General features: G+C 74.9%; 14 protein-coding genes and 1 pseudogene. 10 read left to right on the forward strand and 5 right to left on the reverse strand.

Translation table 11 applies throughout. From position 1 onward, the window contains the following. Positions 1-217: 217 nt before the first annotated feature. Together AB0D08_RS34835 and AB0D08_RS34840 are read left to right on the forward strand one after the other, a co-directional pair. Positions 218-958 (forward strand): TetR family transcriptional regulator, encoded by a 741-nt coding sequence (locus tag AB0D08_RS34835; RefSeq protein ID WP_033822001.1) that lies wholly within the window; start codon positions 218-220, stop codon positions 956-958. Positions 959-1122: 164 nt separating this feature from the next. Continuing rightward, a complete protein-coding gene (locus tag AB0D08_RS34840) occupies positions 1123-1503 on the forward strand; it encodes a hypothetical protein (RefSeq protein WP_051813067.1) in 381 nt (126 codons plus the stop codon). 81 nt (positions 1504-1584) lie between these two features. Here the strand turns inward: AB0D08_RS34840 and AB0D08_RS34845 are convergent, their stop codons facing one another. Next, positions 1585-2076: a hypothetical protein gene (locus AB0D08_RS34845; protein ID WP_359894286.1), complete on the reverse strand. Its 492-nt coding sequence runs from the start codon at positions 2074-2076 to the stop codon at positions 1585-1587. 176 nt (positions 2077-2252) lie between these two features. Here AB0D08_RS34845 and AB0D08_RS34850 point away from each other — a divergent pair, with 176 nt between their 5' ends. Next, a complete protein-coding gene (locus AB0D08_RS34850; protein ID WP_359894288.1) occupies positions 2253-2606 on the forward strand; it encodes a tetratricopeptide repeat protein in 354 nt (117 codons plus the stop codon). 107 nt (positions 2607-2713) lie between these two features. On the opposite strand, the gene AB0D08_RS34855 is transcribed toward AB0D08_RS34850, so the two are convergent. Continuing rightward, positions 2714-5809, reverse strand: a complete 3096-nt coding sequence (locus AB0D08_RS34855; protein ID WP_359894290.1) for an EAL domain-containing protein — start codon at positions 5807-5809, stop codon at positions 2714-2716. A 329-nt stretch (positions 5810-6138) separates the two neighbouring features. Here AB0D08_RS34855 and AB0D08_RS34860 point away from each other — a divergent pair, with 329 nt between their 5' ends. Both AB0D08_RS34860 and AB0D08_RS34865 read left to right on the forward strand, forming a co-directional pair. Then, complete coding sequence (locus tag AB0D08_RS34860; RefSeq protein WP_359894292.1) at positions 6139-9384, forward strand: amino acid adenylation domain-containing protein; 3246 nt, start codon at positions 6139-6141, stop codon at positions 9382-9384. Next, entirely contained in the window at positions 9381-10154 is a 774-nt protein-coding gene (locus AB0D08_RS34865) for a leucyl/phenylalanyl-tRNA--protein transferase (protein ID WP_359894294.1), read from the forward strand. The genes AB0D08_RS34860 and AB0D08_RS34865 overlap by 4 nt, the downstream gene beginning before the upstream one ends. Here AB0D08_RS34865 and AB0D08_RS34870 read toward each other — a convergent pair. The 3 genes from AB0D08_RS34870 to AB0D08_RS34880 form a co-directional block, all read right to left on the reverse strand. Further along, positions 10076-11341: an MFS transporter gene (locus AB0D08_RS34870; protein WP_359894295.1), complete on the reverse strand. Its 1266-nt coding sequence runs from the start codon at positions 11339-11341 to the stop codon at positions 10076-10078. The two genes, AB0D08_RS34865 and AB0D08_RS34870, sit on opposite strands and share 79 nt — an antisense overlap. A 113-nt stretch (positions 11342-11454) precedes the next feature. Continuing rightward, positions 11455-12639: a metallophosphoesterase gene (locus AB0D08_RS34875; RefSeq protein WP_359894297.1), complete on the reverse strand. Its 1185-nt coding sequence runs from the start codon at positions 12637-12639 to the stop codon at positions 11455-11457. Continuing rightward, positions 12633-14903, reverse strand: coding sequence for a HEAT repeat domain-containing protein (locus AB0D08_RS34880; protein ID WP_359894298.1), 2271 nt, complete (start codon positions 14901-14903; stop codon positions 12633-12635). The genes AB0D08_RS34875 and AB0D08_RS34880 overlap by 7 nt, the downstream gene beginning before the upstream one ends. 567 nt (positions 14904-15470) lie before the next feature. Here AB0D08_RS34880 and AB0D08_RS34885 point away from each other — a divergent pair. From AB0D08_RS34885 to AB0D08_RS34905, 5 genes and pseudogenes are all read left to right on the forward strand, one after another. Beyond that, positions 15471-16253 carry a lytic transglycosylase domain-containing protein gene (locus AB0D08_RS34885; protein WP_359894300.1) on the forward strand — a complete coding sequence of 261 codons (783 nt, stop codon included), beginning with the start codon at positions 15471-15473 and terminating at the stop codon, positions 16251-16253. Positions 16254-16453: 200 nt separating this feature from the next. Beyond that, positions 16454-17446, forward strand: coding sequence for a glycosyltransferase family A protein (locus tag AB0D08_RS34890; protein ID WP_051812759.1), 993 nt, complete (start codon positions 16454-16456; stop codon positions 17444-17446). 80 nt (positions 17447-17526) lie between these two features. Continuing rightward, positions 17527-20391, forward strand: coding sequence for an FAD-binding and (Fe-S)-binding domain-containing protein (locus AB0D08_RS34895; RefSeq protein ID WP_359894302.1), 2865 nt, complete (start codon positions 17527-17529; stop codon positions 20389-20391). A 60-nt stretch (positions 20392-20451) separates the two neighbouring features. After that, positions 20452-20868, forward strand: a complete 417-nt coding sequence (locus tag AB0D08_RS34900) for a PaaI family thioesterase (protein ID WP_359894304.1) — start codon at positions 20452-20454, stop codon at positions 20866-20868. Positions 20869-20977: 109 nt separating this feature from the next. Then, a pseudogene (locus tag AB0D08_RS34905) lies at positions 20978-21667 on the forward strand (SGNH/GDSL hydrolase family protein); the annotation flags it as partial. Positions 21668-21905: the final 238 nt, after the last annotated feature.

A 21905-nucleotide genomic window follows, 5' to 3' on the forward strand; every position in this document is an offset into this window, starting at 1 on the left:
CCGCCGCGAACGGAGCGATCTTCGCCTCCGACAGCGCACGCACCGTCTCCCGGAGCATCTCGTGCTCCTCACTGAGCCGGAAGAGGTCGAAGTCCTGACTCATGATGGGACGCTCCTTAGGGGTGTGGCACTCAGTACCCCTGATTATGCACACTCAGTGCCGTTCGGGCATCCTCCGGGCACGGTCTCCGGGCCGTCGCGGTGCTACCGTCCCCCCATGAGCGAGGCGCGCGAGCAGGAACAGGTCCAGGGCACGGGCACGGCGGCGGGCGGGCGGCCGACCACCCGGGACGCACTGATCGAGGCGGCCTTCCGGCTCTTCCTGGAACACGGGTTCGAGCAGACCACCATCGACGAGATCACCGCGCTGGCCGGGGTCGGGCGGCGCTCGTTCTTCCGCTACTTCCCCTCCAAGGAGGACGTGGTCTTCCCCGACCACGAGGGCGCGCTGGCCGAGATGACCTCCTTCCTGGACGCCGCCCCCGACAGCGGCGACCCGGTGGTCCAGGTCTGCGACGCGGCCCGCCTGGTGCTGCGGATGTACGCGGCCAACCCGACCTTCTCGGTCGAGCGCTACCTGCTCACCCGCAAGGTGCCCAACCTGCGGATCCACGAGCTGTCCGTGGTCTGGCGCTACGAGCGCACGCTCGCCGCGCACCTGCGGGCCCGCTACTCGGCCCGGTCCGACGGCGCCCTGCGCGCGGACGTGGTCGCCGCCGCCGTGGTGGCGGCGCACAACCACGCGCTGCGCACCTGGCTGCGCACCGGCGGCGCGGGCAACGTGCGCGAAGCGGTCGACCTGGCACTGGAGTTCGTCATCGGCACCTGGAGCGAGCAGGCCGGGACCGCGCCCGGGGACGGCGCCGGGCCGGCCGAGGACGTGGTGGTCCTGGTAGCCCGTCGCGGCACCCCGATGTGGCGGGTGGTGCAGGGGATCGAGAGCGCGCTGGACGGCTGACCCGCCTCGGCGGGGGGTCCGTACGGACCGAGGGCCGACCGGAGGGAACTCAGTGCCTTTACACGGGGCACTGAGTGCCATATCTTCCTGAGCAGCATCCGTAGGGAGGAGCCGGAGATGCCCGGAGTACGGAACCGGTCGGCGACGGTCCGCGGCGGTGCACGATGACGCCGTCCACCGCGTTCGCCCCCGTCGGTCCGCTCACCAGCCCCACCGAGGGTGAGCCGGCCCTGCACTACCACCGCTGCCGCTGGTGCCACTCGGCGATGCCGGCCGGCGCCCTGCTCTGCACGGTCTGCGGCTCCGCCGACCTGACCACGGAGCTCAGCGCGGGCACCGGCAGCGTCCGGCGGCTGCTCCGCCCGACCCGCCGCGGCCTCTACCCGGGCCGCCCGTACCTGGTCGCACTGGACGAGGGCTTCACCGTCCAGGCCGGGGTGATCGGCGGCCTGCCCGGCGCGGTGCCGGTCGGCGCCCGGGTCCGGCTCGCGGTCCGGGACGACGACGGACGGCTGCTCACCTTCCGGCTCTGCGCCACCTCGTGACGCACCCGCAGCCGTACCCGGCGCGGCGTGCGACGGGTACGGCTGCGGGTGCGGCTCGGGCTCTTTCGGCCGCGGGCGCCGCTACTGCAGGTCGATGACCAGGCCGTAGACCTCCTGGGCGACCCGGCAGTGCTCGCTGGGCGCGCAGTCGGCGACCGCCCGGCCGTCCGCCGTGTGGTCCAGGGTCAGCTCGTACTGGCCGGCCTCGGTGCGGTAGGTCGCCGTCGAGCGGCCCGAGTAGGCCACCGGGAACTGGGTGTTGGCCGGGACGCGGCCGAGGAAGGTGGCCGGGCCCGTGCTGGACTCCAGCATCGCGTCGCCCTGCGCCACGTTGCGGATGAGCACCGCCTGACCGACCGAGGGGACGACGCCGAGGCCGGGGCCGGAGCCGTCGTTCGAGCCGACGGTGTTGTCCCGGCCGGCGTTGAAGATGTCGTCCCCGGCGACCTGGTTGTTGTCGCCGATCACGATGGTCCGGGTGGTGCCCGGCGCGTCGGCCGCGGCGATGCCGGGCAGACAGGACAGTCCGGTGACGGCGAGCAGGACCGCGGTGCGCCCGAAGGTTCGATTCATGCCATTCCTTTCCTCGGCTGTGTGATGGCGACAGTAGGTTCCGGCCGCTCGGCTCCGACGGACGTTCGGCCAGCCGGGGCCGTGTTGACAGCGGGGTCCGGGCAGGCCGGGAATGCCGAGAAGTAGGTGAATGTTCAACCGATCGACGATGACAACGCACGACGAGAGGAGCCGGAGTGGACACCGGAGTGAACATCGTTGGCCGCGAGGAGAGCACGGCGGAGCGCTGGGCCCGCGCCGAGCTGTTCTTCGACTCCAAGCACTACGCGGAGGCCGCCCGGATCCTCACCGAGGTGGTCGACGAGGTGCCGGGGCAGGTGGGGCCGCGGCTGCTGCTGGCCCGCGCGTACTACCACTCCGCCCAGCTGCGGCGGGCAGAGGAGCAGCTGCGCGAGGTCCTGGAGATCGACCCGGTCGAGCAGTACGCCCACCTGATGCTCGGCCGCACCCTCCAGCGCCAGGGGCGCGCCACGGAGGCGGCGACCTCCCTGCGGCTGGCAGCGGCGATGTCGGGCGACCCCACGGCCTGACGCCCCCCGGGGAGACTGCGCGGGCCCCGGCCGGGGGCGGCGGGCGGAACTGCGCGGACGGCAGGTGCGGCGCCGCACAGTGAACAACCCGCGAGCCGGGCAGCTCCTCAGGGCCTTCGGGTGGGGAGTTCGGCCGGGGCTGCGTCCTCGCGGACCAGGGCGCCCGCCTGTTCGACGGTGAGCGGGCGGGCGAACAGGTAGCCCTGGCCGAGCGGGCAGCCCATGGCCGCCAGCAGGTCCCGCTGGGTGCTGTTCTCGATCCCTTCGGCGATCACCTGGACACCGAGCGTGTCGGCGATCCGGGTGATGCCCTCGACCAGGGCGAACTGCTGCTGGGAGAGCCCGAGCCCGTCGATGAAGGACTTGTCGATCTTCAGGACGGAGATCGGGAACTCCCGCAGGTAGCTGAGCGAGGAGTACCCGGTGCCGAAGTCGTCGATGGCGATCCGCACGCCGAGCTCGCGCAGCGCCTCCATGTCGGTGCGCACCCGCTCGTCGCGCCGCATCAGCACGCTCTCGGTCAGCTCCAGGATCAGCGTCCCGGGCTGGATGCCGCTGGTCTCCACCACCTGCCGGACGATGTCGACGAACCCGGCGTCGCGGAACTGGCGGGCCGAGACGTTCACGCTGACCCGCAGCGGCCGCCGGCCGGCGCCGTCCCGGCGGGCCGAGGTGAGGCGCTGCCAGGCGGCGGCCTCGGCCGCGGCCCGCTCCAGCACCCAGGCGCCGAGCGGGACGATCTGGCCGCTCTCCTCGGCCAGCGAGATGAACTCCTCCGGCAGCACCATGCCGCGGCGCTCGTGCGGCCACCGCACCAGCGCCTCGAAGGCCACCAGCCCGCCGTCCGTCAGGTCGACGATCGGCTGGTAGTACAGCGCGAAGGCGGACTCGGCGATGGCGGTGTCCAGGCTCTCGTTCAGCTCGTGCCGTTCGACCAGGCCGACCTGGAGCGCCGGCTGGTACTGGCACCACTGCCGCTTGCCGGAGGCCTTGGCGGAGTAGAGGGCGAGGTCGGCGTGGGTGAGCAGCTCGGCCGCGTCCACGCTGTCCTCGGTGGTGGCGACGCCGACGCTGGCGGCCACCCGGACCGTTCCGGAGCTGAGCCGGAACGGTTCCTCGAAGGCGTTCAGCACGGCGTCCGCGGTGGAGCCGACGTCCTCCGGTGACAGGGCGTCCTCGACCAGTACCGCGAACTCGTCGCCGCCGAGCCGGGCCGCGGTGTCGGAGGTGCGCAGCGCGGTGGAGACCCGGAGCGAGACCGCCACCAGCAGTTCGTCGCCGACGGCGTGGCCCTGGGTGTCGTTGACCACCTTGAAGTCGTCCAGGTCGAGGAAGAGCACGCCCATCACGGTGCCGCGGCGTTCGCTGCGGGTGAGGGCGTGGCCGACCCGGTCCTGGAACAGCACCCGGTTGGCCAGGCCGGTGAGGGAGTCGTGGAAGGCCCGGTGGGTCAGTTCGCGCTCCATCTGCCGCTGGTCGGTGACGTCGCGCAGGGTCAGCACCAGGCCGCCGACGGTCGGGTCCTCGCGCAGGTCGTTCCAGCGCACCTCGACCTCGATGACGCTGCGGTCGCTGCGCAGCAGCCGCCAGTGTTCGCGCTGTTCGGCCTGCTCCCTGGTGCGCATCCGGGCCAGGGCCTGGTTGAGCCGCCGGCTCTCCTCGGGCGGGATCAGCTCGTTGAGCCGGACGCCCTCCAGGTCGGAGTAGCCGAGCACGCGCTGGGCCGAGGAGCTGGCGTAGCGGATGCCGTCGTCGGGGTTGAGGATCAGGATCACGTCGGACGCGCTCTGCACCAGGGTGCGGAAGTAGGCCTCGCTGTTGCGCTGGCTGATCTCGCGGGTCAGCATGACGCGTTCGACGGCCAGCGCGGACTGGGCGGCCAGGATGTCGAAGGTGCCCCACAGGGCGGCGAGCTGGTGCTCGGTGCCGCCGACGATCAGGACGCCGATCAGCGGCTCGCCGATCGGCCGGTTGTCGAGGGCGAGCGGGCAGATCAGGGCGTTGGGCAGGCCGGAGAAGTGGCGTTCGAGGTCGGAGCCGAGCTCTTCGACCGGCAGCAGGCGGCTGCCCTGGAGTTCGCGGTCGGGTGGGATCCGCAGCACCATCTCGCTCTCGCCGTGCCGTACCCGCAGGCCGCCGTCGGCGCGGACGCCGAGCAGGGCGGAGCGGCGGGGCGCGCGGGGCATCAGGGCGGCGGCGGCCGACTGGACCGCCTCGGAGACCTCGTCGAAGGTGACCGATCCGGTGAGTGACGCTCCGGTCACCCGCAGTGTCCGCTCGCGGGCGACCGCGTGCCGGTGCACCAGGACGACGGACCCGAGCCGGGCCAGCACCAGCAGGAACAGGACGGCGGAGAAGGCGCCGATCACACCGGCGTGGCTGGCGTCGCCGCGGGAGAGGTCCACCAGCAGCATGGCGGGGGCGATCATCGAGGCGCCGGCCAGCAGGGTGAGGCGGCCGCCGGAGATGTCCGGCTGCTGGGTCGGGATCGGCCGGGTGAGTTCGACCATCGAGGGGTGCAGCGCGGCCGCTCCCCATGCGCAGTAGAAGACGGCCCAGCCGAGGTCCACCGGGCTGCCGATGCGCCAGGTGCCGTGCAGCTGGATCAGCCCGTACGCGACGTCGGCGACCAGCATGCCGAGCACGCCGACGGCCAGCAGCCACAGCGCTTTGCTCTTGCCGCCGCGTGGCACCAGCAGCCGCATCAGCATCGCCAGCACCAGGACGTCACCGAGCGGGTAGGCGATCGAGACGGCCTTCTGGAGCCAGGTGAGATCGGGGTTGCGCTCGTACGGGACGATCAGGTAGATCCAGGCCAGCAGGGCCAGGCCGACGGTCAGGATGAGCGCGTCGATCATGGAGCCGCGGTCCTGCTGGGCGGTGCGCCAGCGGATGAAGCCGTAGATGCCCACCGCGGTCAGCAGGTATTCGGCGAGGTAGAACGCGTCGAACACGGACGGGAAGCCGTACTGGTGCAGGTACTCGGTCTGGATGACCTGCACCACCTCGCCGGCGGTGAAGCTCAGGTTGCCGGCCGCGAGGAGGTACCAGTACTGCGGGTGCGCCGGGCGGTTGACGCGGGTGCCGATGACGATGGCCGCGACGCCGGACAGGCCGATACCGGTCCACCAGATGATCCGTTCGTCCGGATTCTGGTAGTAGACCAGCGTGAGCACGGCCATCCAGCCGAAGTAACAGGCCATCAGGCGTTGCCTTCGACGTGTCAACCGAGCTACCCCCTTCGCCCCGAGGCAGGAGTTGGGTGGGCCGATGCACGAGGAGTGGCCGCCGGCGACGCGGCGGCGGGGAGCTCTGCGGCTCCGCGACAAATGCGTCTCAATGATACCCAGGGCCATTCGGGTGCCTATAGTCGAAAGTATCGGGGCCGGCCCGGGTCCGCACAGGACGGGCCGGACAGCACGCACGCGGCACCCGTACGCCGGTGCAGCAGCCTCACCGGCGAACCCCCGCCGGTGCCCTGGCGGAGCAACAACCGCCGCCTCCCTGTCACCGCACTGCGAGGTCATGGCCGGTGGACCAGCCGAACCGCTCCCAGCAGCCCCACTCCGGGCCGTTCAGGGTGCTCGCCAACGACGAGGCCGTCCACGCCCTGTGGCCCGACGACCTCCCCGTCCCCGCCGGGTGGCGCACCGTCGCCGGACCGGCCCCCGAACAGCAGTGCCTACGCTCGGTGGCCGAGCTCTGGACCGATCTACGGCCGGCCGGCCGCCGGGCCGGCGGCGTCACCGTGCACGGGCTGTTGCGCCGGCAGGCCGCCCGGACACCCGACGCGACCGCCGTGGTGGCGGAGGACGAACGGCTCAGCTACCGCGAGCTCGACCGCCGCTCCGACCGCCTCGCGCACGCGCTGCGCGACGGCGGGATCACCGCCGACACCGTGGTGCCGGTCTGCCTGGAACGCAGCGCCGACATGGTCACCGCGCTGGTCGCGGTGCTCAAGGCCGGGGGCGCCTTCCTGCCGCTCGATCCGGCGCACCCCTCGCACCGCCTGCGGCGGCTGGTCTCGGACGCCGGCGCCACCCTCGCGGTGACCAGCACCGAGCACCGGGGGCGGCTCGGCCTGCCCGCGGTGCTGGCGTCGGACTACCGCGGCCCGGGCGGCTCCGTCTCGGCCCCCGCCGACACCACGGTGCCGGACGACCTCGCGTACGTGGTGTACACCTCCGGGACCACCGGCACCCCCAAGGGCGTCCCGGTCAGCCACCGCACCATGGCACTGACCGTCTCCCGGGCCGCCGAGGCGTACGGGCTCTCGCACCGGGACCGGGTGCTGCAGCTGGGCGCGCTCGGCTTCGACACCTCGCTGGAGCAGATCTTCGCACCGCTGCTCAGCGGTTCGACGCTGGTCCTGGGCGGCCGGCTCACCTGGGCGCCGATCGAACTCGCCAGCCGGATCCTCGAGCTGGGCATCACGGTGGCGGACCTGACCCCGGCGTACTGGCACCGGTTCCTGGACCTGATGACGGAGGGTGCCCGGCCGCCCGCCTCACTCCGGCTGATGATCGTCGGCGGTGACACCGTGCACGCCGAGGACTGCCGGACCAGTCTGCACCGGCTGCCGGCCACCCAGCTGCTCAACGCCTACGGGCTGACCGAGGCCGGGATCACCTCCACCATCTGCGAGATCCTGCCCGGCATGCTGGCCTCCCCGGCGCACGCCCCGGTCCCGGTGGGGCGGCCGCTGCTCGGCACCTTCGTGCACGTGCTGGACCCGACCCTGCGGCCGGTACCGCCGGGCCGCCGCGGCGAGGTCTTCCTCGGCGGCCAGGGCCTGGCCCGCGGGTACTGGCGGCAGCCCGAACTGACCGCGGAGCGCTTCCTGCCGGAGCCGTACGCCGGGGACGCGGGCACCCGGATGTACCGCACCGGCGACTCGGCCCGCTGGCGCCCCGACGGCAACCTGGAACTGCTCGGCCGCACCGACGACCAGGTCAAGGTGCGCGGGTTCCGGGTCGACCCGGCCGAGGTGGAGGCGCACCTCGCCGAACACCCGGCGGTCGGGCTGGTCACCGTGCTGGCGCCGGAGCACAACTCCGGTGCGAGGGCGCTGACCGCGTACTACACCCGGGGCGACGGCACCGGGCCGGACTTCCGGGAGTTCCTGGCCGACCGGCTGCCGGACTACCTGGTCCCGACCGCGTACGTGCCGGTGGAACGGATGCCGCTGACCCCGAACGGGAAGATCGACCGGCGCGAGCTGGCCGACACCGGCCCCGCCATGGCCGGAGCCGGCGCCGGCCGCCCCGGCCAGCGCGGCGCCGGCGGCAACGGCGGGCGCAGTCGCGAGCAGGCCGCCGAGCACGGACTCGCCTACCTGTGGGCGCAGTTGCTCGACGTCGACACGGTGGCGATGGAGGACGACTTCTTCGAGCTGGGGGGCAATTCGCTGCTCGCGATGGAGATGCTGGCCCGGGCGCGGATCATGTTCGGCATCGGCGTGGACCGGATCCGGGACCTGACCCGTGCGCTGCTCACCGACCCGACCCTCGGCGCCTTCACCACGGCCCTGCACGCGGCCGGCCGGGGTCCGGCGGAGACCCTCGCCGGGCAGCGGATCGACTTCACCGGCGAGGCCGAACTCGGCTTCCCGGTACGGCGTTCCGGCGAGCGGGCGGCCCGGCCCGAGCAGCCCGCGGAGATCCTGCTCACCGGCGCCACCGGATTCTGCGGCGCCCACCTGCTGCACACCCTGCTGACCACCACCGACGCCCAGGTGCACTGCCTGGTCCGGGCCCCCGACCAGGAGCACGCGCTGGAACGGATCCGGGCCGCCCACCAGCGCTTCCTGCGGCGCGACCTCGACCCGGCCCGGGTCCGGCCGCTGGTCGGCGACCTGGCCGAACCACTGCTGGGGCTCAGCCGCACCCGCTTCGAGCAGCTGGCCGGCACCGTGGACGCCGTCCACCACCTCGGCGGACAGGTCAACTTCCTTTACCCCTACCACCAGTTGAGGGCTGCCAACGTGGCCGGCACCCGGGAGGTGATCCGGCTGGCCGGGCACTCCCGGGCGGTCCCGGTGCACTACCTGTCGACCATGGCGGTGCTGGCCGGCTTCGGCGCGGCCGGGGTCCCCGAGGTCAGCGAGGACACCCCGCTGGACCACCCGGAGCACCTCTCGGTCGGGTACGTGGAGAGCAAGTGGGTGGCGGAGGCGCTGCTGCACAACGCGGCGGCGGCCGGGCTGCCGGTGTCGGTCTACCGGGTCAACGACGTCACCGGCGACCTGGCGACCGGCACCATGAACCTGGGCACCGAACTGTGCGCGCTCATCAAGTACTTCACCGACAGCGGCGAAGTCCCCGAGGTCGAGCTCCAGTTGGACTTCGTCCCGGCCGACTCCTTCACCCGGGCACTGGCCCACCTGGCGGGCAACACCCCCGCCACCGGGCAGGTCTACCACCTGACCAACCCCAACCCGGCGATGCTGCCGGTGCTGGCCGAGCGGCTGCGCAGCCGCGGCCGCCGGGTCGAGGTGCTGCCGTACCACCGGTGGGTGCGGGGCCTGGTCTCGTACGCGGCCACCCACCCGGAGCACCCGATCACCCCGTTCGTGCCGCTGTTCGTCGACCGCGGCGAGGGGACCGCGATGTCGATCAGCGAGATGTACTTCCGGCCGACCTTCCCGCTGTTCTCCCGCGACCGGGCGGCCCAGGAGCTGAACGGCAGCGGCATCGAGATCCCGCCGGTCGACGACCACCTGCTGGACTTCTACCTGGACCGGCTGGAGGCCACCGGCTACCTGGAGCGCGTGGCATGACCAGCCGGACCACCGACTGGTGGCACTCCGTGGCGGTGTCGGCCGCCCCCGCCGACGCCCCGGCCGCGTTCTGCTCCGACCTGGGGGCGCCCAGCCTGCTCGCCGCCTACCGGGCCGGGCTGTTCCCGATGCCCGCACCCGACGAGTACGCCCGCTGGATGAACGAGGCCCTGTACGAGGACCGGGTCGCCACCGGCGCCATCGCGGTGCCCGGGCACGTCGGCGAACTCCCCTACCAGGTGTCCTGGTGGTCGCCCGACCCCCGGCCGGTGATCCGGCCGGGCCACGCCAGGCTCGGCCGGCGGCTCGCCAGGCGGCTGCGCAACCGGCTCGACTGGGCGACCAGCGTCGACCGCGACTTCGGCCGGGTGGTCGCCCAGTGCGGCGCCGGCCGCGAACCGCGCTGGCTCACCGAGGAGCTGCGGCGCGGGCTGCAGGAGCTGCACGAGCAGGGCTGGGCGCACAGCGTGGAGGTCTGGCAGGGGGCGGAGCTGGTCGGCGGCGCCTTCGGGGTCCGGGCCGGTCCGGTGCTCAGCCTGGACTCGATGTTCCACCGGCTCCCGGACGCCTCCCGGGTCGCGGTCGCCGACCTGGGCGACCGGTTCACCGTGGCGGGCGGGCTGCTGCTGGACGTCCAGTGGGACAGCCCGCACATCCGCTCGCTGGGCGCCCGGCCGCTGCCCCGGGACGACTACCTGGACCTGCTGCGCTCCGGCCCGCCCGCCGGGCCGCCCTCCACAGAGCTGCTCCCCGCCGCCCGGCTGGCCTGAGCCGGGGCCGCCGACCAGTCGGCCGGCGGGCGCTGCGACGGCAGGACGGCGGCCGCCAGCAGCGGGACCAGCGCGGCCACCGCGAACGCCGGGGTGTAGCCGCGCTCGGTGATCAGCGCGCCGACCAGCGGCGGGACCAGCACGATCGCACCGTGCTGGCCGACCCCGTGGACGCCGAGCGCGCGGCCCGCCCAGAGGGGCCCGGCGTACTCTGCGACGGCCGTGTTGTGCAGGCCGTTGGTACTCACCGTCAGACCGCAGGCCAGCAGCAGCGCACCGGTACCGACGGCCGAGTCCCAGGCCGCGCCCAGCGCCAGCAGTCCCAGATCGGCTGCCGTGGCCAGGGCCAGCAACCGGATCGGCCGGACCCGGCTGGCGACCCGGTCGGACCACCAGCCCGCCAGCAGCCGTACCCCCGCGCCGGCCAGGTTGGCCACCGCCAGTACCGCGCCCGCCACCCCGGCCGGCCAGCCGCGCGCCTGGGTCAGGAAGACCAGCGCGAAGCCGGTCACCACGAACTGCGGCACGCACAGCAGCGCGGCCACCGCGTGCAGCCGCCACAGGTACCCGCCCCGGTACGGCGCCGCGGCGGACCCCGGGACGGCCCCGGCGGGCCGGGGCGGGTCCACCGCGAACACCGCGATGGCCAGCCCGGTGACCGCGCACAGTGCGGCGCAGCACAGCAGGGCCCCGCCGACCCCGGCGGCCGCGGCGACCGGCGGCAGCGCGGCGGCGGCCAGTCCGGTGCCCAGCGGCTGCGAGGCCTGCCGGACGCCCATCGCGACGCCCCGCCGGTCCGGCGGGAACCAGCCGATCACCAGCCGGCCGGAGGCCGAGTTGACCGAGGCCCCGGCGGCTCCCGCCGCCACCAGCAGCGCGCCCAGCGCCCGCGCCCCGCCCGCGTCCGCCGCCACCGCCAGCACCGCGGCGGCCGACAGCAGCCCGGCGGCCAGCGCGATCCGCTCGCCGAAGCGGTCCGCCACCGCGCCCCAGCCCACCAGCGACAGCAGGATCCCGAATACCGGGCAGGAGACCAGCACCCCGGCCGCCGCCAGCGAGAGGCCGTACTCGCGCTGGAACGCCGGGACGAGGAAGGGCAGCCCGTAGAGCACGGTGGTGCTGGCAGTCTGCCCGGCGGTGCCGAGCCCGAGCATGACCCAACTGCGGTGCCTCGCGTCCTGGTTCATGCCGGGACCCTAACAGCGCCGCCGGAATGTGAGACGAACCGTTTTGAACTGTGAGATGCGCGGTGGGCCGGGTGGGCACGCGCGGGCAGGCGCGGGCCGCCGCGGGCGGTGCGTCAGGCCTGGCCGGAGGCGAGCGTGACGATGGTGATGTCCGAGGGCGCGCCGACCCGGACCGGCGGGCCCCAGGCACCGGCGCCACGGGTCACGTACAGCTGGGTGTCGCCGTACCGCTCCAGCCCGGCGACGGTCGGATTGGCCAGCGCCGCAAGGTAGTTGCCGGGCCACAGCTGCCCGCCGTGGGTGTGCCCGGACAGCTGGAGGTCGACGCCGTAGCGAACCGTCTGGTGGATGGTCACCGGCTGATGGGCCAGCAGGACGGCGGTCCGGGTCCGGTCGCGGTCACCGAGCGCCTTCGCGTAGTCCGGCCCCTGGCCCTCGGAGGTGCCCTGGAGGTCGTTGACGCCAGCCAGGTCGAACCACGGCAGCTCGGTCCTGGAGTTCTCCAGCGGGTGGACGCCCAGCTCGCGGACGAACTCCACCCAGGGCGCGGCGCCGGAGAAGTACTCGTGGTTGCCGGTGACGAAGAACGCCCCGTCCCGGGCCCGCAGTTGCGCCAGCGGCAGGGCCGCCGGGCCGAGCTCGGGCACCGTGCCGTCGACCAGGTCGCCGACCACGGCGATCAGGTCGGGCTGGGTGCGGTTGATGGTGTCCACGATCCGCTGGGTGTGCGAGCGACCCAGGATCGGGCCCAGGTGGATGTCGCTGACCACCGCGATGCGGTAGCCGTGCGCCTGCCGCGGCAGCTTCGCCAGCGGCACCGTCACCTGCTTGACCGCCGGACCGCGCAGCACCCCGTACATCCCGGTGCCGACCACCGCGGCGGCCGCACCACCGGCGGCGACGGCCACCGTCCGGGCCACCAGCAGCCGCCGGCCCGGGTCCGCCGGGCCGGCGGGCTCCTGCGGCTGCTCCGCCCGGCGTTCGGGCCGGGGAAGCCGCAGCAGCAACGGCCGGACGGCCTCGCCCACCAGCAGGGCCAGCACCAGGTACAGCATCAGCGCCAGCCACAGGTACCCCGGCCAGGCGAACCACCGCTCCACGGCCAACGGCAACGTCCGCCCGCCGACCAGCGCCACCACACTCAGCACCGGCAACAGCACGGCCACCACCGTCCCGGCCCGCCGGTACCAACCGCCCGGTGCACTGACATCCCGCACCAACCGCCGCCAGAGGTACCACTGCACGAGTCCGACGCCGCCGAGCGCAAGCAGCAGTCCAAGGACGAGAACGATCACCATCGGCCCAGTATCGACCCCACCCCCCACCCCCCAACTGCGCGGGATCCCCAGAGACACGGGATCCCCCGGCCGCGCGGGATCCCCCCAGGGGCGGGACCCTCAGGGACGCGGGATCCCTCAGGGGCGCGGGGAACTGCGCGAAACGGAAGCAACGGCGCCGCACCCAAACCCCCAACCGCAACCACCCACCCCCCAGGGGCGCGGGGAACTGCGCGAAACGGGAGTGACGGCGCCGCACCTACCGCCCTCGCGCAGTTCCCCGCGCCCCCAAGAAAACCCCCGCACCGCGGGACCTCCCACGAAACGGGAGCAATGGCGCCGCACCTTCCGTCCCCGCGCAGTTCCCCGCGCCCCCAAGAAAACCCCCGCGCCCCGGGACGCCCCGCGCACCCCCCAAAAAAGACCCCCGCGCCCGAGAGAGCGCCCCGGGGCCCGCTAGCACTCCTCGATGGCCAGGCCGCCCGCGGCCGCGATGATCGCGTGCAGCCCGGCCCGGTCCTCGTCGCGGAGGTGGTCGGTGGCGACGGCCAGGCCGCCGGGCCAGTCCTGTGCCCAGCACCAGCCCCGGTCGGGCGGGCCGCGCCGCACCGTACGGCCTCGGCCACCGCAGCGCGGATCCGCCGCTGGGTCGCGTCGGCGTCGACGGCCCGGTAACGGAGGTGCACGGAACGGGCCGGCCGGCCGGCGCCGCGGGCCTGGCCGTTGCTCAGCCGCTGCAGTTCGGCCTCCCGGCCCGCCGGGTCCAGGGTCTCGTGCAGGAGGCGGGTGACGGCGTGGGCGTCGTCCGCCTCCAGTGCGGCGGCGAGTGTGTACAGGGTCTCCCGGTCGGCTCCCGCGGGGGCGAAGTCGTCGGGCAGCGGGGCGTTCCACCGGGGCGGGCAGACCGCGCGCAGCAGGGCGACGGCCTCGCCGGCGGCCACCGTGGCGAGCCGCCGGTCGGGGTCGGCGCCCAGGGTGAGCAGGTCGGCCAGCCGCCGGGCGCGGTCCGGTTCGTGCAGCAGCCGCAGTCCGGCCCGGCGCGCGGCCGTCCGGTCCCGGTCGCCCATCAGCTCGCGGGCGAGCCCGGCGGGCAGCCGGGCGGCGAGCGGCCGCAGTGACCACGAGGCCTCCCGGAGCACGGCGTCCGAGGGGTCCCGCAGGGCGGCCACCAGGTGGTCGACCGGCGTCCGGTCGAGCCCGCGCAGGCCGCGGACCGCGCGGGCCCTGACCCGGTGCGACGGGTGGTCGAGCAGGGTGATCAGCAGGTCGGCGTCGGCCCGGCCGCCGGTCTCGGCGAGGCCGTCGACGGCGCCGGGCGCCGGGTCGCCCCCGCCGACCGCCGCCCGGTAGTGGGCCCGGGCGTCGCGGCCGAGGCGGCGGGCGGCCTCCCGGGCGATGGCGCGGATCAGCGGCTGCCGGTCGTCCAGGTGGGCGGCGGCTTCCTCGGTCAGGCCGAGCCGGAGCAGCGCGGCGACGCCGGCCGTCCTGAGTTCGCGCCGCGGGTCGCCGGCGAGCTCGCGCACCACGTCCGCGCCGCCCGCGCCGCCCGCACCGCCCGTGTCGGTCACGGCGGTCACGGCGGTCACGGCGGTCACGGCGGCGCAGGCCAGCTCGGCGTACCGGCTGCGCAGTCCCGGCAGCCGTTCGGTCCGGGCCAGCCGGACCAGGGTGCCGAGGCCGAGCCGTCCGCCGACGGCCCGCAGGACGAAGAGGCGGACGGCCGGGTCGGGTATCCGGAACGGGCCGACCAGGAAGGTCTCGGGCGGCAGCCGGTCGAGGGACCCGGCGATCCGGTCGACGACGAAGCCGCCGTGGCCGCGGCGGGCGTACCGCAGTGCGGCGGGCGCGACGGCCGGCAGGTGCCGGAGCGGGTCGCGGGCGAGCAGGTCGGTCAGTCCGGTCCGGGCCAGGTCGCGGACCGGGCCCGCCCAGTCGCAGGCGCGCAGCGCCAGGACGGGCAGCAGGTCGGCCTCCGGTTCGGGCCGGTCGAGGATCCGGCGGACGGCGCGCTGCCGGGTGCGGCCGTCGGCGTCCATGGCGGCGAGCAGGAGCGCGGCGGGTGTCTCGACGGCGGGTGTCCCGGCGGCGGCGTCCGTGGGTGTCGGTACCTCCGCGGGCCGGCGGGCCCAGCGGTACTGACGGAGCTGGGTGTCCACCAGGGCCAGCAGGTCCGGCCGGGCCGCCAGGGTGGGGACGAGGGTACCGGGCGGCAGGTCCCGTAGCGGTCCGAGGGCGCGGCTGCCGGCCTCGGCGGTGGCGTGGACGGCGGCTTCCAGGTGATCCATCCGGTCAGTCTGGGGGCCCGGGCCGGGTCGGGGAACCGGATTTCCGCCGCCCGGCGTCCGAGCGTGACCGGCCGGGCACGCTGCGCCGAGCACGCCGGACGGTTCCTGTGAGGCCGCCCACAGCGGCCGCGGGCTCTACGGCCCTCGATAGTTGACTGCGGCGGCCGGGTCGCGGCACGATGTCGGGCCTGATCGGCCCACCCCGCCGCTGCCGCGACATCGGCCCTGGTCAGCCCGGAAATTCCGGTCCTGCCGGCCCATCCGCGTTTGGCCGATATCACGAGCGGGTAAACCCCGTCGGCACACTGACGGCCCGCTCCGCCGACCGCCGTGACTACGACCGGCCGTAGTTTTCAGCTCGTTGCCGCCGCCGTGCGGGTCTGCCAAGAATGTGCCGTCGCCAGGCGGCGCGGCTCCCACCGGGCCGTGCCTTCCCGCCCACCCCGCTCCACCGACGGGGTGCCACGGCCGTCCGACACGGCGTGCGGACGGCCGGTCCCCCCGGACCTCCGTCTGCGCTGCCGCATGCCCGGCGCGGTCCCGCCCGACGGAAGAGGTCGCCCCTCCATGCAGTTCATGCAGCGCCACAAGCACCGGCTCCCCCGGAACCGCCGCACCGCGATGATCAGCGGTGTCGCCACCCTCGCGGTGGCCGGCTCCGCCACCCTCGCGCTGGCGCTGCCGCAGGACGCCAAGGTCGCCGAGGCCGCCGCACCGGTCACCGCCGCCGCCTCTCCCGACGCGCAGGTGCTCGCCGACCAGGCCGCCGCCGACGCCGCCAAGGCCCAGGCCGACCAGCAGGCGAAGGCCGACGCCGACGCCAAGGCCGCCGCCGACGCCGCACAGGCCCAGGCGGACGCGGACGCCAAGGCGAAGGCCGACGCCGACGCCAAGGCCGCTGCCGACGCGGCGCAGGCCCAGGCGGACGCCGACGCGAAGGCCAAGGCGGACGCCGCGGCCAAGGCGAAGGCGGCCAAGGCGAAGGCCGACGCGGACGCCCGCGCCAAGGCGGAGGCCGCCTCCCGTTCGCAGGCGCGCAGCCCGCTGGCCGCGCCGGTGCCCACCGGCACCCCGCAGCAGATCGCGGCCCAGCTGGTGCCGGCCGGCCAGCTGCAGTGCTTCAGCAACATCGTGGAGCGCGAGAGCGGCTGGAACGTCACCGCGACCAACCCGTCCTCGGGCGCGTACGGCCTGATGCAGGCGCTGCCGGGCTCCAAGATGGCCTCGGTGGGCGCGGACTGGAAGACCAACCCGGTCACCCAGATCAAGTGGGGCCTGCAGTACATGAACGAGACCTACGGCAGCCCGTGCGCCGCGTGGGCGTTCTGGCAGGCCCACAACTGGTACTGACCCCACCGGCCGGTACCGGCCGGTAGTGACCGAACGGCAGCCGCGCCCCCTACCCCGGGGGCCGGTTGCCGTTCGGCGTACCGGCCGTAAGCACACGGTGAAGATTCCGCGCAGCTCTGTGCGCCTATGCCCGCGATTGACCGGTTTCGCCGGAGTTCCCGGCTTTGCCGGGGCCGCGCCCGGCGCCCTAGCCTCCGCCCATGGCTTCACCGCTCATCACCGTCGTGCTGCCCGCCTTCGACCACAACCAGCAGCTCAAGGACTGTCTGGACGCGCTCCTCGCGCAGTCCTTCACGGACTTCGAGGTGGTGCTGGTCGTCGACCGCTCCCCGCAGTGCCCGGAGCGGGTCGCCGACGCGTACGAGATCCGCGACCGGCGGGTGTCGGTGCTGCGGCTGGACGCGGCGGTCGGGATCGGCCGGGCCAGGAACGCGGGCGCCGCCGCCGCCACCGGGAGGTACCTGCTCTTCCTGGACAGCGACCACCTGCCGGCCGAGGACGCCTTCCAGGCGATGGCCGACCGGCTCGCCGAGACCGGCGAGGTGGACCTGCTGCTGTTCGGCCACGACCGGGAGTACCGCGGCCGCCGCTGGCCGGGCGGCGCCGCCGAACTGCTCGCCGCCGCGGGGCCCGGGGTCTTCGGCCCGCTGGACCACCCAGAACTGCTCAGCGCTCCCCCGCTGGTCTGGGACCGGCTGCTGCGCCGCGGCACCGTACCGGTGTTCCCGGACGGCCACTACGAGGAGGTCCCGGCCGTCCACGAGGCGCTGCTCGGGGCCGGCCGGATCGCCGTGCTGGACCGCGAGTGCGTCACCATCCGGCGGCGGCACACCCTGCACCCGGCCGGTTCGCCCGGCAGCAGCCACTTCGACGTCTTCGACCAGTACGAGCAGAGCTTCGGCCTGCTCGACGGGCGGCCCGGCCACGAGGAGGTCCGCCCGCACCTGTTCACCCGGATGGTCCGGCACTACCTCTTCGTCTTCGACCTCGCCGGGTGCGTGCCGAGGGCCGAGCGCCCGCAGTTCTTCCACCGCGCCGCCGAGCACTACCGGCGCTTCCTCCCGGAGGGCTACCGCCGGCCGGACGGCCGCGAGGGCGTCAAGTTCTCGCTGCTGTCGAGCGGCGCCTACGCGGCCTTCGAGGTCGCCAAGCTCTCCCACCTGGCCCGCGGCGCGGTCGGCGGACGCCGGTGAGCCGCCGCTGACCCGGCCCCGGGCGTACCGGCCACCGGCGGGGGATCCGCGCCGCACCGACGCGCTGCGATGATGGGCGGATGGATCTGGCCCGTGCCCTGTCCGCCGCCGTCCGCGGCGAGGTCCGCTTCGACCCCGCCGAACGCGCGGTCTACGGCTACGACGCCTCCAACTACCGCCACCCGCCGCTCGGGGTGGTCAAACCCGCCGACACCGACGACGTCCGGGCCGCGCTCGCGGTGTGCCGGGAGTACGGCGTGCCGCTGGTCGCCCGCGGCGCCGGCACCAGCATCGGCGGCCAGGCGATCGGCCCCGGCGCGGTGGTGCTGGACCTGCGGCGGCACCTGAACCGGATCCACGCGCTGGACCCCGGCACCCGCACCGCCCGGGTCGAGCCGGGCGTCGTCCTGGACGACCTCCAGCGCGCCGCCCGCCCGCACGGACTGCGCTTCGGACCCGATCCGTCCACCCACAGCCGCTGCACCATCGGCGGCATGATCGGCAACGACTCCTGCGGCGCTCACTCGGTCGCCTGGGGCCGCACCAGTGACAACCTGGACTCGCTCGACCTGCTGCTCGCCGACGGCACCGAACTCACCGTCCACGGACCGCTCCCGCCCGAGCAGCGGCGGCGGCTGCGGCAGCTCCCCGGGCGCGAGGGCGAACTGCACCGCGCGCTGCAGGACCTGGCCGCCGGCCACCTCACCACCCTCCGCCGGTCCATGCCGCAGCTGCCGCGCCGCGGCTCCGGCTACCCGCTGGACGCGCTGCTGCCCGAGCGCGGCTACGACCTGGTCCGGGCCCTCACCGGTACCGAGGGCACCTGCGCGCTGGTGCTCGGCGCGACCGTGCGCCTGGTGGCCGAACCGCCCGCCCGCGCGCTGGTGCTGGCGGGGTACCGGGACGAGACGGCCGCCGCCGACGCCGTCCCCGCGCTGCTGCCGCTCGGCCCGCTGACTGTCGAGGGGATGGCCGCCGACCTGATCGCGGCGCTGCTCGCGGCGGGACCGCGGCCGCCCGCGCTGGACCGGCTGCCGGAGGGCGGCTGCTGGCTGTTCCTGGAGGCCGGCGGCGCCACGGACGCCGAGGCGCTGGAGGCGGCCCGGGACTTGGCCACGGCCGTCCGCCGGGTGCCGCACACCGCCGTCACCGTGGTCACCGACCCCGGCGAGCAGCGGCAGCTGTGGGCCGTCCGGGAGGCCGGTGCGGGCATCGTCACCCGGCTGCCGGACGGCGGCGAGGCCTGGCCCGGCTGGGAGGACTCGGCCGTCCCCGTCGAGCAACTCGGCTCCTACCTGAGGGAGTTGCGTGCCCTGCTGGCCCGGCACGGGCTGCGCGGCGTCCCGTACGGGCACTTCGGCGAGGGCTGCGTGCACCTGCGGATCGACTGGCCGCTGACCGATCCCGGACGGCTCGGCGGTTTCCGGAGCTTCCTGACCGAGGCCGCCGACCTGGTGGTGTCGCACGGCGGTTCGCTCTCCGGGGAGCACGGCGACGGCCAGGCCCGCGCCGAACTGCTGCCCCGGATGTACCCGCCGCAGGTGATCGACCTGTTCCGCCGGTTCAAGCGGATCTGGGACCCGGAGCACCTGCTCAACCCCGGCACCCTGGTCGACCCGCGCCCGTTCGACGCCGACCTGCGCTTCCCCGGCCGCGACCTGCCGCTCGCCCTGCCGTACGAGCAGGACGGCGGCAGCCTGCTCACGGCGGTGCACCGCTGCGTCGGCGTCGCCAAGTGCGTCGACACCTCGAGCGGGGTGATGTGCCCCAGCTACATGGCCACCGGCGAGGAACGGCACTCCACCCGCGGCCGGGCCCGGCTGCTGGCAGAGATGCTGCGCGGCGAACTGGTCACCGACGGCTGGCGCTCCACGGAGGTACGGGAGGCGCTCGACCTGTGCCTGGCGTGCAAGGGCTGCGCGAGCGACTGCCCGGTCCACGTCGACATGGCCACCTACAAGGCCGAGTTCCTGCACCAGCACTACCGGCGCCGGCTGCGGCCGGCGGCGCACCTGTCGATGGGCTGGCTGCCGCTGTGGCTGCGCGGCGCGGCCCTCGCACCGGGGCTCGCCAACCGGCTGCTGCAGCATCCGGTCGGCGGCGCCCTGCTGAAGCGGCTCGGCGGGATCGACCCGCGGCGGGCGCTGCCGCCGCTGCCCGAGCAGACCTTCGTCCGCTGGTTCCGCGACCACCGGGCCCGGCACCCGGAACCGGCCGGCGCACGGCCCGTCCTGCTCTGGCCGGACTCCATGGCCAACCTGCTGGATCCGGAACCCGCCCGGGCCGCGGTCGAGGTGCTGGAGTCCCTGGGCTTCGCCGTCCGGCTGCCCGCCGGCCCGGTGTGCTGCGGACTCACCCTGGTCTCCACCGGCCAACTCTCCCTCGCCCGACGGGTGATGCGCCGCAGTCTGCGCGCGCTGCCGCCCGGCCTGCCGGTGGTCGGCCTCGACCCGAGCTGCACGGCGGCGCTGCGCGAGGAGTGGCCGCGACTGCTCGGCGCCGAGGCCCGGCCGGCCGCCGCCCGGGTCCGCACCCTGGCCGAGCTGCTGGACGACGCCGGGGTCGACCTCCCGTACCTGGGCGGACGGGCCGTCACCCAGGTGCACTGCCACCAGCACGCCGTCCTCGGCACCGCCGCGGACCGGCGGATCGAGGCCAGGATCGGGCTGGCCAACGAGGTACTGGACTCCGGCTGCTGCGGCCTGGCCGGCAACTTCGGCTTCGAACGCGGCCACTACGAGGTCTCGGTGGCCGCCGCCGAGCGGGTGCTGATGCCCGCCGTACGCGCCGCCGCCCCCGACACCCTGGTCCTCGCCGACGGCCTGAGCTGCCGCACCCAGATCGCCCAACTCGGCGACGGCCGACGGGCCCTGCACCTGGCCGAGCTGCTGCGCCTCGCCCTGCGGCAGGGCGCGGCCCGCCCGGACGGCCCGCCGGGGGCGTGAGCCGCCGCGCCCGCTCCGGAACGGCTGCCGGAGGGAGCCGGCCCGTCCTACCATCGCGGCGTGACCACTGTGACCACCGCCGAGGCGGACAAGATCCTGGCCGACAACTTCGCGCCCTGGGTGCGGGCGCTCGGCCTGTCGGTGACCGAGACCGGCGACCGGCACGCGGTGCTGCGGCTGCCCTGGTCGGACCAACTGGCGCGGGAGGGCGGCGGGTTGTCCGGGCAGGCACTGATGGCCGCGGCCGACACGGCGAGCGCGGTGGCGGTGTCGGCGGCCCGGGGCGGCTTCGGGCCGATGACCACCGTCCAGCAGTCGACCAGCTTCCAGCGCGCGGTGCTCGGCGCCGACGTGCTGGTCACCGCCCGGGTGACCAAGCTCGGCCGGCGGCTGGCGTTCGTCGACGTCACGCTCACCGCCGAGGGGGAGCCGGAACCCGCCGCGCAGGCCACCGCGGTGTACGCCTTCCCGGGCTGAGCAAGAGCGCCCGCGGCCGGGGGTGCGCGACCCCTGGGCACCGGCGCTACCGCGCAGTAGCCTCACCGGGCCGAGCCCACCCCTCGGCCGGCCCACACGGGAGGTCCGCATGCGCTCAGCCCTGCCCGGAAGACTCCGACTGCTGCTCGCCGCGGTGGTGTTCACCGCCTCGGTGCTCGGCCTGACGGGCGCCCCCACCGCCTCCGCCGCCCCGGCCGCCCAGGCCTCGGACAGCCGCACGCCCACCCACTACCTCGCGCTCGGCGACTCGCTGGCCGCCGGCTACCAGTCGACCCCGGACGGCGGCCACGTGGTCGGGCGCGGCTACGCGCAGGACATCGCGAAGGTCCTCGGCGGGCGGGCGGCGGCCGCCGGGCAGGCGTTCGCGTTCACCGACCTCGGCTGCCCGGGCGAGTCCACCGCCACGATGATCGGCGGCGGCTGCCCGTACCCGCACCCGTACCCCGGCTCGCAGCTGGCCGAGGCGGAGACGTACCTCCGGGCGCACCACGACGACCGGGTCCTGGTCACCCTCGACATCGGCGCCAACGACATCGGCCACTGCACGGCCGGCGGGGTGATCGACGTACGGTGCACGCTCGACGGCATCGCCACCGTCCGCACCGGGCTGGCCACCGTGCTCGACCGACTCCGGGCGGCCGCCGGACCGCACACCCGGATCCTCGGGATGAACCTCTACGACCCGTACCTGGCCGCCTGGTTGACGGGGGACCAGGGACGGGCCACGGCACTGCTCTCCCTGCCGCTGGCCGGGCTGCTCAACGCCACCATCGGCGCCGTCGACGCCGCCCACGGCGTGCCCACGGCCGATGTCGCCCGGGCCTTCGACACCAACGCGCTGCTGCCCCTGGTCCCGCTGAACGGCACCCGGGTGCCGCTCGACGTGGCCCGGATCCTGCAGCTGACCAACATGGGCCGCGGCGCGCCAGCGCGGGCGGGCCAGCGCGGCCAGCGGGATCAGCCAGAGCACGTACTGCGGCGAGTAGACCTTGTTGGTCAGCACGAAGGCGGCGACC

It is taken from the genome of Kitasatospora sp. NPDC048540, from assembly GCF_040651175.1.
Classification (GTDB): domain Bacteria; phylum Actinomycetota; class Actinomycetes; order Streptomycetales; family Streptomycetaceae; genus Kitasatospora.

Excerpts from the sequence above, each read along its gene's own strand:
- AB0D08_RS34865 (WP_359894294.1), top strand. The coding sequence starts at position 9,381 with ATGACCAGCCGGACCACCGACTGGTGGCACTCCGTGGCGGTGTCGGCC.
- AB0D08_RS34835 (WP_033822001.1), top strand. The coding sequence starts at position 218 with ATGAGCGAGGCGCGCGAGCAGGAACAGGTCCAGGGCACGGGCACGGCG.
- AB0D08_RS34870 (WP_359894295.1), bottom strand. The coding sequence starts at position 11,341 with ATGAACCAGGACGCGAGGCACCGCAGTTGGGTCATGCTCGGGCTCGGC.
- AB0D08_RS34895 (WP_359894302.1), top strand. The coding sequence starts at position 17,527 with ATGGATCTGGCCCGTGCCCTGTCCGCCGCCGTCCGCGGCGAGGTCCGC.
- AB0D08_RS34880 (WP_359894298.1), bottom strand. The coding sequence starts at position 14,903 with ATGGATCACCTGGAAGCCGCCGTCCACGCCACCGCCGAGGCCGGCAGC.
- AB0D08_RS34855 (WP_359894290.1), bottom strand. The coding sequence starts at position 5,809 with ATGGCCTGTTACTTCGGCTGGATGGCCGTGCTCACGCTGGTCTACTAC.
- AB0D08_RS34840 (WP_051813067.1), top strand. The coding sequence starts at position 1,123 with ATGACGCCGTCCACCGCGTTCGCCCCCGTCGGTCCGCTCACCAGCCCC.
- AB0D08_RS34885 (WP_359894300.1), top strand. The coding sequence starts at position 15,471 with ATGCAGTTCATGCAGCGCCACAAGCACCGGCTCCCCCGGAACCGCCGC.
- AB0D08_RS34890 (WP_051812759.1), top strand. The coding sequence starts at position 16,454 with ATGGCTTCACCGCTCATCACCGTCGTGCTGCCCGCCTTCGACCACAAC.
- AB0D08_RS34845 (WP_359894286.1), bottom strand. The coding sequence starts at position 2,076 with ATGAATCGAACCTTCGGGCGCACCGCGGTCCTGCTCGCCGTCACCGGA.
- AB0D08_RS34875 (WP_359894297.1), bottom strand. The coding sequence starts at position 12,639 with ATGGTGATCGTTCTCGTCCTTGGACTGCTGCTTGCGCTCGGCGGCGTC.